The sequence below is a fragment of the Methylobacterium sp. 142-1Y genome (assembly GCF_057747795.1).
On record NZ_CM173224.1, the window covers coordinates 3,207,479 to 3,220,086 of the forward strand.

The following is a 12,608-nucleotide window of genomic DNA, read 5'->3' on the forward strand; positions in this document are numbered from 1 at the left end:
GGGGAGACACACCATGATTGCGAGCAGTGCGGGCCCGGGGCTCACACGCGGGGAGTTCGGCCGGCCTTGGCCGCGGACGGTACGGCGCTGGCCGACCTACAATCTCTTCCGTCGGCGCGAGGAGCCGGACCTGGTCTGCGCGGTGCCGAACGACTTCCCGGTGCCGGCCTTCGTCACCGGCGAGGCCTGGACCTATGCCGGGAGCATCGAAGCCCCGTCCGAGGCGCCGCCCGGCTTCTCGGCCGAGATCGCCGAGCGCGGCGCCGAGACAAGCGGCTTCCACCTGTTCCACCAGTTGCCGGCCGCGGCTCCCCGGGAGCCGCTACCGCGGGAGGGTTGGCGCGCCGCCGGATAAGCTTTTTTGGAGAACCGCGGCCGGGGTCTGCGCATTGTCTAGCCAAGAAACCCTTAGCAAGACCTGCCTCGCACCGGAGACACCGAGATGCTTCTCAAGACCGTCATCGCGGCCGGCCTCGTTCTGGCCGGCTCCGCCGCCGCGCGCGCCGAGGGCACCACCCTGGATCAGGCCGGCATCCCGGTCCTCGACGTTCCGGGCTTCTCGGCCAGCGTGCCGGCCGGCATGCCGCTCTTCGCCGCCCTGCCCCGCATGGCGCCGGGCGCCGAGGTGGATGTCCGCGGGATCGACGCCAGCGGCCTCGTGGCCTTCGGCCCGTCGGTGCCGTCGGCGATGGACCCGAACGCCGACATCGCCACCGGCTCGCTGAAGAAGTGATACGAAGTCCGGAAAATTATCTCCGGACCTCGTATCACCAGCCCGCGACGGCGGAGCTTTGCTCCACACGCCTGAGCGAGGCCGATTTCCGCATCGCGAAGCGATCGGTCGGAAATCGTAGCAGGTCGCGCGGCCGGGGCGCAGCGCCCCGGCCTGATCACGCGCTGAGCGCCGCGACCCGCGCCGCGGCTTCGAATTCGGTCCGCCGCCGGGCCAGGCGGTCCTCGGCCTCCGCATCCCGACCCCAGAGCTCCGCCTGGAACGTCTCGTCGACATGGGCCGCGGCCCAGCCCGCCTGCGGCGTCAGCCGGCCGCGGAGAACCGCGAGCGCGATCAGAACCGAGCCGGTCAGGGCCGTCATCGAATGAAGTCCCGCGAGGGCGGTCGGGCTCGCCACCGCCTCGATGGCGCATCGGATGGCGGCCAGCGATTCCGCCGGTTGGGTAACGTGCATCACCCCTTCGCTCAGCATGAACCGCGCGTTCAAGGCTTCGTGCGCCCAGTCGAGCACCGGGTCCCAGGCCGCCGCTTGTGCCGCCACGAGCCGGGCGGGGTCCCCGGCCCGGTAGACGACGAGGTCGGTCCCCGCATAGGCCGCGAGATCGTCGACCACCGCCTCGCGCCGTTCGGCTACGCCGTCGAGCGCCGAGTTGACGAGGCGGGTGAGCGGCATCCGGGCGGGGTCGATGAACTCCTCTTGCGCCCCCCATTCCTCGGCCAGGGCCTTGGCCAGCGCCGCCTGCGGCACCGCGAGGTAGCGGCGGGCGGGGGTGCGGGCCGGGCGGCCGTCGAGGACCAGGCGGTAGCCGTCCTCGGCCGGCGCGATGCCGGCTTCCGTGTAGAAGCGCTTCGGCAGCGCGGGCTTCGCCGATTGGCGGGCGGCGCGGACCGGATCGGGCGCGCCCTCCGGGTCCCCGAGCCAGTCGCTGGTCACGTCGTTGCTCATGAGCGGAAAGATAGGGCCTCGGGACTTGGGTTGCGAGACGGCGATCAGGCCGCCGCGATCCGCCGAAACAGGTCGGCTTCGAGCGCGGAGACGCTCTCCATCACCGCATGCGCCCCGGCGGCCCGCAAGGCCTCGGGCGTGTGGTAGCCCCAGGCGACGCCGAGCGCGGCGACCTTGGCGCCGCGCGCCATCACCATGTCGTAGGTCGAATCGCCGATCATCACCGTCCGGTCCGGCGCGGCGCCGGTCTCGGCCATCGCCTGCTCGAGCATCGCCGGATGCGGCTTCGAGGGAGCGTCGTCGGCGGTCTGCACGGTCGAGAACCAGCCCTCCCAACCGTGGACGGCAACGAGATGGTCGACCCCGCGGCGGGACTTGCCGGTGGCGATGCCGAGTTGCACCGCCGGCTCGCGGTTGAGCCGGGCGAGGAGGTCCGCGGCGCCGGGAAACAGCGATTCGCGGATCTCGGCCTTGGCCCGCAGCCGGCCGAAGGCCTGCTTGTAGGCGTCCGACAGGGCCACGACCGGCCCGTCGGCGCCGACGAGGGCGGTGAAGGCCTGCGGCAGCGACAGCCCGACCACCGACAGCGAGCGCTCCCGCGTCGGCGCCGGCAGCCCGACCGAGGCGAAGGCCTCGCGTTGCGCCGCCACGATCAGGTGCTGGCTGTCGACGAGGGTGCCGTCGACGTCGAAGACGATCAGGATCATTGCAGGATCATTGAAGAATCTTGGCAGGACCTCGGCAGGATCTTTGGGGGTTCGGGCCGCGCTGTCGCACCGGGCGCGGCCCGCCGCCGTTCAGGGCCTGGCGCGTGCCGGCTGGCCCGGTTGGATCCGCTCATAGCCCAGGCGGCAGCGGATCAGGAAGCGGCGCCGTGCGCCGCCATGCAGGCTGCGCCGCTGGGAGGCGCGGTTGCAGGCGGCGTAGCTCGGCCGGCGGCGGCGATGCGTGGTCCGCTCGGGCGCGGCCGGCTTGGCCGCCGCACCGCCCTCCGCGGGGGCGTTCCGTCCGTCCTGCTGGCGCCCGTCCGGCCGGGTCGCCGCGGCCTTGCCGTCAGGACGGGCGACGGGCGCCGCAGGAGCGGCGGCCGGTGCCGGGGTGGCGGGGGCGGGCTGGGCCTGCGCCGTCCCGGCGAAGGCGAGGAATCCGATCAGGCCGAGGCTGGCGAGCGCGGCGGGTCTCATCTGGCTTGTCTCACTCCCGGACGGAGCCGCTGGAGCATTGTCCGACGAGGTGGATACCGGTTCGTCGGAGACAATGCGGCACAATCGAAGACCTGGATCGGCGTCCGTTCGCAACGCGAGCGGACGCTAATCCAAGCCCGCGCTTCTGCCGTGGTCGCGGCCCACCTTGAGAATAAGGCGCGCCGCCGTCCTGCCAAGGGCTTGCCCCGATGGTCCGGCCTAGGCTGGACGGCCGTAGCGTCAGCTCTCCGGCGCCTCGACGATCGGGTCGTAGCGCGCGGCGTCGAAGCCGAGCAGGTTCCAGCTCTGCACCATGTGGGGCGGGAGCGGCGCCGTCACGTCGATCGGCTTGGCGGTGCGCGGATGCGGGATCACGATCCGCCGGGCGAGCAGGTGCAGGCGGTTCTGGATGCCGCCGGGCAATTCCCAGTTCTCGATGTCGAAATATTTCGGGTCGCCGATGAGCGGGTGGCCGATATGGGCCGCATGCGCCCGCAACTGGTGGGTGCGGCCGGTGACCGGCTTGAGCGACAGCCAGGCGAGCTTCTGCCCGGCCTGGTCGACCAGCGCGTAGTAGGTCAGGGCGTGGCTCGCCCCCTCGTCGCCGTGCTTGGCGACCCGCATGCGGGCATCGGCGTCGCCGATCTCCTCCTTGGCGAGATAGGTCGAGATCCGGCCCTGGCGCACCTTCGGCACGCCGGCGGCGAGCGCCCAGTAGATCTTGCGCGCCGCCCGCGACCGGAAGGTCTTGGCGAGCGTCGCCGCGGCGAGCCTCGTCTTGGCGATGATGAGGCAGCCCGCCGTGTCCTTGTCGAGGCGGTGGACGAGGCGCGGCTTCTGGCCGTCCTTGTCGCGCATCGCCTCGAGCAGGCCGTCGACGTGGCGGGTGGTGCCCGAGCCGCCCTGCACGGCAAGGCCGAAGGGCTTGTTGAGCACCATCATGTCCTGGTCCTCGTAGAGGATCAGGGAGCGCAGGAAGGCGAGGTCGCCCTCCGCCCGGGGGGAGTTCGGGGCGGGTGGGCGCGCCTCCAGGCTGAGCGGCGGCACGCGGACGCTGGCGCCGGGCTCGACCCGGTCGGCAGCCTTGGCGCGCTTGCCGTTCACGCGCAGTTCGCCCTTGCGCACCAGGCTCTGGATGCGGGTGAAGGGCAATTGCGGGAAGCGGGCCGAGAGGAAGCGGTCGATCCGCATCCCGGCCTCGTCAGGCGTCACCTCCAGGGTCTGCACGCCGGTGGCCAGCGCCTCGGCGGTCGCCTCGCGGAGTGCCCGCCGGGTCGGGGGCTTGGCAGCCGGGCCCTTGTCGTCCGCGGGAGCGCGGCGCTGCGGGGCCTCGCCGGAGGCCCGGCGTTCGTCCTGGCGCTCATCGCGCCGCGGCCGGGCCGGCGCGCGGCCCTCGGAAAAGCTTCGGGCCGGCCGCTCCGCCGCACCCGTGCGCGGACGATCGGATCTCGGCGTGTCGGATTTCGGCTTATCGGATTTCGGCTTATCGGATTTCGGCTTGGCCGGAAACTTGCCGGCCGGGGCACGGGCCGGCGCCTCGTCGCGCTCCCAGGGCGCAGCGTCGCTCATGTCGCGGCCGAAGGCGGCGCGAGCCGTGGGAGGAGCGCGGTTGGAGACAACCAGGCCGGCGGCGCGCTCGGCGGCGTCGCGCGCGGTGTTGCGCGGTCCGGTGCGGGCCCGCGGCGGGCGGCCCGAGGCGGGTCCGCCCGGGCCGGTCCGCGACCGCCCGGTACCACCGCGAGAAGGAGGCTTCGTCATGCGGCGGCTCGTAGCACCCGCAAGCCCTTCCGTCACGCCCGGCGAATCATCGCCGGCCCGTCATCCTTGAAAATCCCCGTCCTCGCCCATCGTCATCGCCAGGAGATCCCGCGCGAGAACCCCTCCTGGCGCCCGTAGGACGGCTCCGCGAAGGCGGCGGCGCAGTCGATGCCGAAGCGCTGCACGAGATCGTCGGCGAGGCCCGAAAAATCCTCGGTCGCACGGGCATGGGGGCGGTGGCGGCGCACCGGCTGGCGCCGGGCGAAGGCCTCGCTCACCGCCACGTCGGTGCGCACGCCGCGTACCATCTGGCCCGGCCCGAAGGCGGTGCGCAAGCTGCCCAAGCTCTCCCGCTCGACATTGGTGCGCAGGTCGATCCGCATCGGCGCGATGGCGAGCCCGAGGGGCGCAGCGCGGAAGCGCAGCATCGTGTCGTGATAGGAGCGGGCGAACTGGCGCACGCCCTCCAGGCCGAGGGGGTCGAGGGTGGTGGGGACGACGACGCCGTCGCTCGCCATCAGGGCGCAGACCGTGAGGGCGGCGGAGGCCGGCGGCACGTCGATCAGCACCAGGTCGTGGACGCGGCTCAAGGGGCTGAGGGCGTCGGCCAGGCAGCGGATGTCATTGGTACCGAGCTGCCCGTCGAAGCCCCGGTCGGCCGGCACCACCGCGACGTTGTCCTCGTCGGTGGCCTGGGCGGCGCCGTCGAGGCCGGCCTGGCGCCGCAGGAGCGGCGTATGGGCGTTGGGCGAGCCGAGCCGGGCCGTGACTCCGAGCCCCAATCCCGCATGGCCCTGCGGATCGAGATCGACCACCAGGACCCGATGCCCCCTGGCGCCGAACTCGGCCGCGAGATTGACCGCGGAGGTGGTCTTGCCGGTGCCGCCCTTGCAATTGGCGATCGAGAGAACCCGCGCCGTCATCCGGCTGGACCGTGCGGGAGGAGGAGATTCCGTCTCATTCCCGCAGGCTGACTTAAGGGAGAGTGGCGCGTCAACGCCTATCGGTCCAGTTGTTCACACGGCCGTCACGAATCGTCGTCGGTGCGCTCCCGGCGCCGCGCATCCCACCACTCCAGGCGCTCGGCGACGCGGCGCTCGAAGCCGCGGTCGGTCGGCACGTAGACGCGCTGGCGCCCCAGGCGCTCGGGCCAGTAATCCTGGCCCGAGAAGGCGTCGGGCTCGTCGTGGTCGTAGCGGTAGCCCTCGCCGTAGCCGAGCCTGCGCATCAGCTTGGTCGGCGCGTTGAGGATGGTGCGGGGCGGCGGCAGCGAGCCGTGCTCCTTGGCCAAGCGCGTTGCGGCCTTGTAGGCGGTGTAGACTGCGTTCGATTTCGGGGCCGTGGCGAGATAGACCGCGGCTTGCGCCAGCGCCAGCTCGCCCTCCGGCGAGCCGAGAAAGTCGAACGCGTCCTTGGCGGCGTTCGCCACCACCAGGGCCTGGGGATCGGCGAGCCCGATATCCTCCACCGCCATCCGCACCAGCCGGCGGGCGATGAACAGCCGGTCCTCGCCGGCATCCAGCATCCGGCAGAGATAGTAGAGGGCGGCGTCGGGGTCCGAGCCGCGGACCGTCTTGTGCAGCGCGGAGATGAGGTTGTAGTGGCCCTCCTGCGCCTTGTCGTAGACGGGAGCCCGGCGCTGGATCAGCTCCTGCAGCAGGGCGGCATCCAGGGTCTCGCCGGGTCCCACCGAGCGCCACACCTCCTCGGCCAGGGTCAGCGCCGCCCGCCCGTCGCCGTCGGCCATCCGCACCAGCACCGCGCGGGCTTGCCCGTCGAGGGGCAGGGTCCGGCCGGTCACCGCCTCGGCCCGGTCGAGGAGCTTGGCGATCGCCGCCTCGTCGAGGGCGCGGAAGACCAGCACCCGGGCCCGGGACAGGAGCGCGGCGTTCAGCTCGAAGGAGGGGTTCTCGGTGGTGGCGCCGACCAGCGTGACCGTGCCGTCCTCGACCACCGGCAGGAAGGCGTCGAGCTGCGCCCGGTTGAAGCGATGGATCTCGTCGACGAAGAGCAGCGTGCCCCGTCCCGCCGCCCGCCGGGCCCGGGCCGCCTCGAACACCTTCCGGAGTTCGGCGACGCCGGAGAAGATCGCCGAGATCTGCTCGAAATGCAGGTCGGTCTCGCCGGCGAGCAGCCGCGCCACCGTGGTCTTGCCGGTGCCGGGCGGTCCCCACAGGATCAGCGAACCGAGATTGCGTCCGCGCAGGAGCCGGGTCAGCGCGCCTCCCTCCCCCGTCAGGTGCTCCTGCCCGACGACCTCGGCGAGGGTTGTCGGCCGCAACAGGTCGGCGAGGGGACGGGGAGCGTCGCGGTCGAGGCCCGCGGAGGCGAACAAGTCGGACATGGCCGCATCAAGACCGGGCGGGCCTGCGGCCGCAAGGGCTTCCCGGCCGCTGCCCACCGCGAGGGTGATCCGGCGAGCCGAAGCTGCTAGGCTGGCGCTCCCCGGGCCCCTCCGCCGCGACCTTGCCGCGACGCCGTCTTCAGCCTAGCAAGCAGCATGCGATTCAACTTCAACGTCGTCGGCCCGGCGAGCTTCGAGCTCTGGATCGCCCCCGACGACATGCGCCGCACGCCGCGCGTCCGCGTGGTCATGGACCGGACGCGCGAGACCGTGATCGAGGCCTGGGTCCATTACCCGCAGCTGAAGGAGTTCGGCTGGCACGCCCACGGCGTCTGCGGCTTCAAGCTCGACGGCCAGAGCTGCCCCGGCCTGGACCAGGCCGGGCGCTACGACATCGTCGACGCCGACACCAACATCCTGCTCTACCGGCACGGCAGTGACTCCGCGCATCGCCCGGCCCGCGTCCTCGCGCTCGACTACACGATCCACCAGGACAACGCCGCCCGCGACATGCTCTTCCCGGAATTCGCGATGGCGTATTTCGGCATCCACGACATCCACTTCGACCTTCTGCGCTGCATCATCGACATCAAGTACAGCAACTCGCTGCTGCTGCAGGGTAGCGTGCTCCTGAAACGCTACGAGGACGTGATCCAGTCGGGCGAGTACGTGAAGACGATCCTGGTCGTCGACCCGTATGTGGAGTTGGCCAAGCGCATCCTGTACCTGCGCCGGATGGCGGAGATCGGCAAGGACCCGGCCCAGAGCTGGCGCGTCGACCACCTGCAGGCCCCTTGCGCCTTCGCGGCCGGGCTCGATCTCGGCAGCGTCTCGGCCCTGCGCAAGGGATTCGACCGGATCGATCTCGAGACCTTTTCCTGGCTGGAGAACCCGCTCACCCGCGACCTCTCCTGCACGTTCCCGGGCGAGGCGATGAAGCCGGGCCACTGGACCCTGGCGATCGAGGCGCTGTCGCGCTTCCACGTCATCGGCCACCAGCATTTCTGGGGCGCCTACACGGCGATGCTGGCCGACGTGCTGCAGCTCCAGGGCCCGGCCGTGCCGGAGCGCAGGGTCCCCGAGCCGGTGCTGGAACTTGCCGAGACCCTGAGCCGGGTGAAGAACACGCTCGGGCTCGTCGAGATGGACATCAACCTCAGCGACAAGGTCTACACCATCATCGAGAACCAGTGGGAGAAGGCGTGAGCGCCTTGCTCCTGTCGAGGTAAGCTTCGGCTGATCCCGCTCTCGACCTCATCCTGAGGTGCCGAAGCGTAGCGCAGGCCTCGAAGGAGCGCTCCAGAAGCCTCAGCGCAGGCTGGAGCCCTCCTTCGAGGCTCCCGTTGGTCGCACCTCAGGATGAGGTCACGGGTGGGACCGCCGAAAGCTGCCGGCCGGACTCGTCGAACCGGTGCCCCTCAGGGCCGGCGATACACCCACACCCGTGCCGGCGGCAGGTTCAGCCACACCTTGTTCGAGCGGCTGGCGGTGTAGGTCGTGGACTTGGCCGGGATCGGCGGCACCACCGCGTAGGTGAACTGCACGAACGGCGCGTCCGGATGCATCAGGTCGTGGGCCGCCGTCAGCAGGTCGAGGCGCTGCTCCAGCGGCTTGGTGAAGAGCGGCAGGCTCGAGATCGTGGCGCAGGCCGGCTCGGCGACCACCCCCTCCAGAGTGGCGCGGATGTCGTAGGCGTCGCCCTGGAGCACCGTGGCCTTCGGGAAGCGCCGGCGCAGCAGCGTGCAGAAATCCGGGTTGTACTCGACGAGGACGAGGCGTTCCGGGGCGATGCCGCGGCGCACCAGAGCGTCGGTCACCGGGCCGGTGCCGGGACCGAGCTCGATCACCGGCCCGGTGAGGCGCGGATCGACGTAGGAGGCCATGGTGCGGGCGAGCATCCGGCCCGAAGGCGTCACGGCGCCGGTGACCAGGGGCCGCTCGAACCAGGAGCGCAGGAACCGCGCTTCGTCCTCGAGGATGTCGCGCTTCTTCTGGGGCTTCGGCTGCGAGTGGGGCAGCGGGCTCGAGACCGCGACGGCTTTGGCCCTGGATCGGTGAGGCAAAGGCAAGACCGAAGACCCTTGAACACGCGAAAAAGTAGGTCGGGGAACGGCTGTCGTTCAAAGGCGCGCCGCCGTCAAGCCTGACGCGCCCGGAACGCCCCGCGAACCACGCAATCCCACTCGCGCGGGAGAACGCGCAACGGCTGCCCCGGTTCGCCGGCCTAATCCGTCAGGCCGGGACCGAGCCGCCGTCGTGAGGGTCAGGCGCGGCCCGAGCCGCTGAGGCCGTCGAAGAATTCCTTCACCCGGGAGAAGAAGCCGGCGCTCTCCGGGTGGTTGTCGGCCTGCGTGCCGTGGGTGTCGAATTCCTGCAGCAGCTCGCGCTGGCGCTTGGTGAGGTTCTGCGGCGTTTCGACGAAGACCTGGATGTAGAGGTCGCCCACGTCGCGCGAGCGCAGGACCGGCATGCCCCTGCCCTTGAGGCGGAACTGCTTGTTGGTCTGGGTGCCGGCCGGCACCCGGACCGAGGTGTGCGAGCCGTCGATCACCGGCACGGTGATCTCGCCCGAGAGCGCCGCGGTCACCATCGAGATCGGCACGCGGCAGAACAGGTCGGCGCCGTCGCGCTGGAAGAACGGGTGCGGCTTGATCGACAGGAAGATGTAGAGGTCGCCCGCAGGTCCTCCGCGCAGACCCGATTCGCCCTCGCCGGCGAGCCGGATGCGCAAGCCGTCGTCGACGCCCGCCGGCACGTTGATCGACAGCGTGCGCTCGCGGGTGACGCGGCCGGCACCCGAGCAGGCCGGGCACGGATCCTCGATGATCTCGCCACGGCCGTGGCAGGCCGGGCAGGTGCGCTCGATGGCGAAGAACCCTTGCGCGGCCCGCACGCGGCCGTAGCCGGCGCAGGTCGGGCAGGTCTTGGGCTTCGAGCCCGCCTTGGCGCCCGAGCCGGCGCAGACCTCGCAGGTGACCGAGGTCGGCATCTTGATCGTCTCGGTCTTGCCGGTGAAGGCCTCCTCGAGGCTGATCTCGAGGTTGTAGCGCAGGTCGGCGCCGCGCTCGCGGCCGCCGCCCGGACGCCCGCCCTGGCCGCCGCCGGGGCGCCCACCTCCGGGACCGCCACGGGCGTCGCCGAAGAAAGTGTCGAAGATGTCCGACATGAAGTCGCCGAACTCGTTGCCGAATCCGGGGCCGCCCTGCCCGCCCTGCGAGAAGGCGGCGTGGCCAAAGCGGTCGTAGGCGGCGCGCTTCTGCCCGTCTGACAGGCACTGATAGGCCTCGTTGAGCTCCTTGAACTTGAGCTCGGCCTCCTTGTCGCCGGGGTTGCGGTCGGGGTGGTAGACCATCGCCAGCTTGCGGAAGGCTGACTTCATCTCACCGTCGGTCGCCGTGCGGGCGACGCCCAGCACCTCGTAATAGTCGCGCTTCGACATTCCTGTCCCCGGCCCCGCCGTACCCCGTCGGGCATCGTCCATACACGTCCGGTCCCCGGCACCGTTTTCGGCGCCGAGGACCGGGTCGCATCACAAGTCACTGGGCCGCACGGATCTCAGATCCGTGCGGCAACCTCAAGGCGTGTTACGCCCGCTTCTTGTGGTCCTTGTCGTCGACTTCCTGGAAGTCGGCGTCGATGACGTCGTCCTTCTTGGGCTCGGCGCCCGGGGCCGCGCCCGCGGCGGCGTCCGGACCGGCCTGGCTCGCGGCGTACATCGCCTCGCCGAGCTTCATCGAAGCCTGCATCAGGTCGGTGGTGCGGGCCTTGATCTGCTCGACGTCCTCGCCGGCCAGGGACTGGCGCAGGGCGTCGATGGCGGTGGTGATCGCGGCCTTGTCGGAGGCCGGCACCTTGTCGCCGTGCTCGGTCACCGACTTCTCGGTGGCGTGGATCAGGCTCTCGCCCTGGTTCTTCACCTCGACCAGCTCACGGCGCTTCTTGTCGTCGGCCGCGTTGGCCTCCGCCTCCTGCACCATGCGCTGGATGTCGGCGTCGGACAGGCCGCCGGAGGCCTGGATGCGGATCTGGTGCTCCTTGCCCGTCGCCTTGTCCTTGGCCGTCACGTTGACGATGCCGTTGGCGTCGATGTCGAAGGTCACCTCGATCTGCGGCAGGCCGCGCGGGGCGGGCGGGATGCCGACGAGGTCGAACTGGCCGAGCAGCTTGTTGTCGGCCGCCATCTCGCGCTCACCCTGGAAGACCCGGATGGTGACCGCGTTCTGGTTGTCCTCGGCCGTCGAGAACACCTGCGACTTCTTGGTCGGAATGGTGGTGTTGCGGTCGATGAGCCGGGTGAACACGCCGCCCAGCGTTTCGATGCCGAGCGAGAGCGGGGTCACGTCGAGGAGCAGCACGTCCTTGACGTCGCCCTGGAGCACGCCGGCCTGCACCGCGGCGCCGATCGCCACGACCTCGTCCGGGTTGACGCCCTTGTGGGGCTCCTTGCCGAAGAAGGTCTTCACCTGCTCCTGGACCTTCGGCATGCGGGTCATGCCGCCGACGAGCACCACCTCGTCGATCTCGGCCGCCGAGACGCCGGCATCCTTGAGCGCCTTGCGGCACGGCTCGATCGTGCGCTGCACCAGGTCGTCGACCAGCGACTCGTACTTGGCGCGGCTGAGCTTCAGCGCCAGGTGCTTCGGGCCGCTCGCATCCGCCGTGATGTAGGGCAGGTTGATCTCGGTCTGGGTGGCCGAGGACAGCTCGATCTTCGCCTTCTCGGCGGCCTCCTTGAGGCGCTGGAGAGCGAGCTTGTCCTTCGTCAGGTCGATGCCCTGCTCGCGCTTGAACTCGGCCGCCAGGTACTCGACGATGCGGTTGTCGAAATCCTCGCCGCCGAGGAACGTGTCGCCGTTGGTCGACTTCACCTCGAACACACCGTCGCCGATCTCCAGGATCGAGACGTCGAAGGTGCCGCCGCCGAGGTCGTAGACCGCGATAAGGCCGGCCTTCTTCTTGTCGAGGCCGTAGGCGAGCGCCGCCGCGGTCGGCTCGTTGATGATGCGCAGCACCTCGAGGCCGGCGATCTTGCCGGCATCCTTGGTCGCCTGGCGCTGGGCGTCGTTGAAGTAGGCCGGGACGGTGATGACCGCCTGGGTGACCGGCTGGCCGAGATACGACTCGGCCGTCTCCTTCATCTTCTGCAGCGTGAAGGCGGAGATCTGCGACGGGGAGTAGGACTTGCCGTCCGCCTCGACCCAGGCGTCGCCGCCGCTCGAGCGGGCGATCTTGTAGGGGACGAGCCCCTTGTCCTTCTGCGTCATCGGATCGTCGTAGGTGCGACCGATGAGGCGCTTGATCGCGAAGAAGGTGCGCTCGGGGTTCGTCACCGCCTGACGCTTGGCCGGCTGGCCGACGAGCCGCTCGCCGTCGTCCGTGAAGGCGACGATCGACGGGGTGGTGCGCGCGCCTTCCGCGTTCTCGATGACCTTGGGCTGCGTGCCTTCCATCACGGCCACGCAGCTGTTGGTGGTGCCAAGGTCGATGCCGATCACTTTACCCATGGTGGGATCCCTCGTTGGTGTTTTTTAAGCAGACCGCCGAGCCCCGAAGCAGCTCGGCCCATGGCGGTACTTGTCGAATGGTTTGAGCCCGGGCGGGCCGGACCGCGCCTCGCCGGGAACCCGGCGAGCGGGGGAGTTG

The 12,608-nt window shown here is 70.7% G+C and carries 12 protein-coding genes; 3 read left to right on the forward strand and 9 right to left on the reverse strand.

Features of this window, described 5'->3' with window-relative positions; all coding sequences use genetic code 11:
- The first annotated feature begins 13 nt into the window (after positions 1 to 13).
- Together AC3AOF_RS14515 and AC3AOF_RS14520 are read left to right on the forward strand one after the other, a co-directional pair.
- Positions 14 to 355 carry a hypothetical protein gene (locus tag AC3AOF_RS14515; protein ID WP_236990138.1) on the forward strand — a complete coding sequence of 114 codons (342 nt, stop codon included), beginning with the start codon at positions 14 to 16 and terminating at the stop codon, positions 353 to 355.
- Positions 356 to 442: 87 nt separating this feature from the next.
- Positions 443 to 733, forward strand: coding sequence for a hypothetical protein (locus tag AC3AOF_RS14520; protein WP_488348907.1), 291 nt, complete (start codon positions 443 to 445; stop codon positions 731 to 733).
- A gap of 157 nt (positions 734 to 890) precedes the next feature.
- Here AC3AOF_RS14520 and AC3AOF_RS14525 read toward each other — a convergent pair whose 3' ends face one another.
- The 6 genes from AC3AOF_RS14525 to AC3AOF_RS14550 all read right to left on the reverse strand — a co-directional run bounded on the left by AC3AOF_RS14525 (position 891) and on the right by AC3AOF_RS14550 (position 6,965).
- On the reverse strand, positions 891 to 1,679 hold the full coding sequence (locus tag AC3AOF_RS14525) for an ATP12 family chaperone protein (RefSeq protein ID WP_488348908.1): 789 nt from the start codon (positions 1,677 to 1,679) through the stop codon (positions 891 to 893).
- 44 nt (positions 1,680 to 1,723) lie between these two features.
- Positions 1,724 to 2,386, reverse strand: a complete 663-nt coding sequence (locus tag AC3AOF_RS14530; RefSeq protein WP_236990135.1) for an HAD-IA family hydrolase — start codon at positions 2,384 to 2,386, stop codon at positions 1,724 to 1,726.
- 90 nt (positions 2,387 to 2,476) lie between these two features.
- Positions 2,477 to 2,863 (reverse strand): hypothetical protein, encoded by a 387-nt coding sequence (locus AC3AOF_RS14535; RefSeq protein WP_236990134.1) that lies wholly within the window; start codon positions 2,861 to 2,863, stop codon positions 2,477 to 2,479.
- Positions 2,864 to 3,103: 240 nt separating this feature from the next.
- Positions 3,104 to 4,621 carry an RluA family pseudouridine synthase gene (locus tag AC3AOF_RS14540; protein ID WP_236990133.1) on the reverse strand — a complete coding sequence of 506 codons (1,518 nt, stop codon included), beginning with the start codon at positions 4,619 to 4,621 and terminating at the stop codon, positions 3,104 to 3,106.
- Positions 4,622 to 4,713: 92 nt separating this feature from the next.
- Positions 4,714 to 5,544, reverse strand: coding sequence for a ParA family protein (locus AC3AOF_RS14545; protein ID WP_236990132.1), 831 nt, complete (start codon positions 5,542 to 5,544; stop codon positions 4,714 to 4,716).
- A gap of 104 nt (positions 5,545 to 5,648) precedes the next feature.
- Positions 5,649 to 6,965, reverse strand: coding sequence for a replication-associated recombination protein A (locus AC3AOF_RS14550; protein ID WP_236990131.1), 1,317 nt, complete (start codon positions 6,963 to 6,965; stop codon positions 5,649 to 5,651).
- Between the two features lie 156 nt (positions 6,966 to 7,121).
- Between AC3AOF_RS14550 and AC3AOF_RS14555 the strand changes: the two genes are divergently transcribed.
- Positions 7,122 to 8,171, forward strand: a complete 1,050-nt coding sequence (locus tag AC3AOF_RS14555) for a hypothetical protein (protein ID WP_236990130.1) — start codon at positions 7,122 to 7,124, stop codon at positions 8,169 to 8,171.
- Positions 8,172 to 8,383: 212 nt separating this feature from the next.
- Here AC3AOF_RS14555 and AC3AOF_RS14560 read toward each other — a convergent pair whose 3' ends face one another.
- The 3 genes from AC3AOF_RS14560 to dnaK form a co-directional block, all read right to left on the reverse strand.
- A complete protein-coding gene (locus AC3AOF_RS14560; RefSeq protein ID WP_442919271.1) occupies positions 8,384 to 9,034 on the reverse strand; it encodes a class I SAM-dependent methyltransferase in 651 nt (216 codons plus the stop codon).
- A gap of 194 nt (positions 9,035 to 9,228) precedes the next feature.
- Complete coding sequence (gene dnaJ, locus AC3AOF_RS14565) at positions 9,229 to 10,404, reverse strand: molecular chaperone DnaJ (RefSeq protein WP_236990129.1); 1,176 nt, start codon at positions 10,402 to 10,404, stop codon at positions 9,229 to 9,231.
- Between the two features lie 145 nt (positions 10,405 to 10,549).
- Entirely contained in the window at positions 10,550 to 12,469 is a 1,920-nt protein-coding gene (gene dnaK, locus AC3AOF_RS14570; RefSeq protein WP_488348909.1) for a molecular chaperone DnaK, read from the reverse strand.
- Between the last annotated feature and the right edge of the window lie 139 nt (positions 12,470 to 12,608).

Coding starts and splice junctions, on each gene's coding strand:
- dnaJ (WP_236990129.1), bottom strand. CDS start 10,404: ATGTCGAAGCGCGACTATTACGAGGTGCTGGGCGTCGCCCGCACGGCG.
- AC3AOF_RS14540 (WP_236990133.1), bottom strand. CDS start 4,621: ATGACGAAGCCTCCTTCTCGCGGTGGTACCGGGCGGTCGCGGACCGGC.
- AC3AOF_RS14545 (WP_236990132.1), bottom strand. CDS start 5,544: ATGACGGCGCGGGTTCTCTCGATCGCCAATTGCAAGGGCGGCACCGGC.
- AC3AOF_RS14520 (WP_488348907.1), top strand. CDS start 443: ATGCTTCTCAAGACCGTCATCGCGGCCGGCCTCGTTCTGGCCGGCTCC.
- AC3AOF_RS14555 (WP_236990130.1), top strand. CDS start 7,122: ATGCGATTCAACTTCAACGTCGTCGGCCCGGCGAGCTTCGAGCTCTGG.
- AC3AOF_RS14530 (WP_236990135.1), bottom strand. CDS start 2,386: ATGATCCTGATCGTCTTCGACGTCGACGGCACCCTCGTCGACAGCCAG.
- AC3AOF_RS14550 (WP_236990131.1), bottom strand. CDS start 6,965: ATGTCCGACTTGTTCGCCTCCGCGGGCCTCGACCGCGACGCTCCCCGT.
- dnaK (WP_488348909.1), bottom strand. CDS start 12,469: ATGGGTAAAGTGATCGGCATCGACCTTGGCACCACCAACAGCTGCGTG.
- AC3AOF_RS14525 (WP_488348908.1), bottom strand. CDS start 1,679: ATGAGCAACGACGTGACCAGCGACTGGCTCGGGGACCCGGAGGGCGCG.
- AC3AOF_RS14535 (WP_236990134.1), bottom strand. CDS start 2,863: ATGAGACCCGCCGCGCTCGCCAGCCTCGGCCTGATCGGATTCCTCGCC.
- AC3AOF_RS14515 (WP_236990138.1), top strand. CDS start 14: ATGATTGCGAGCAGTGCGGGCCCGGGGCTCACACGCGGGGAGTTCGGC.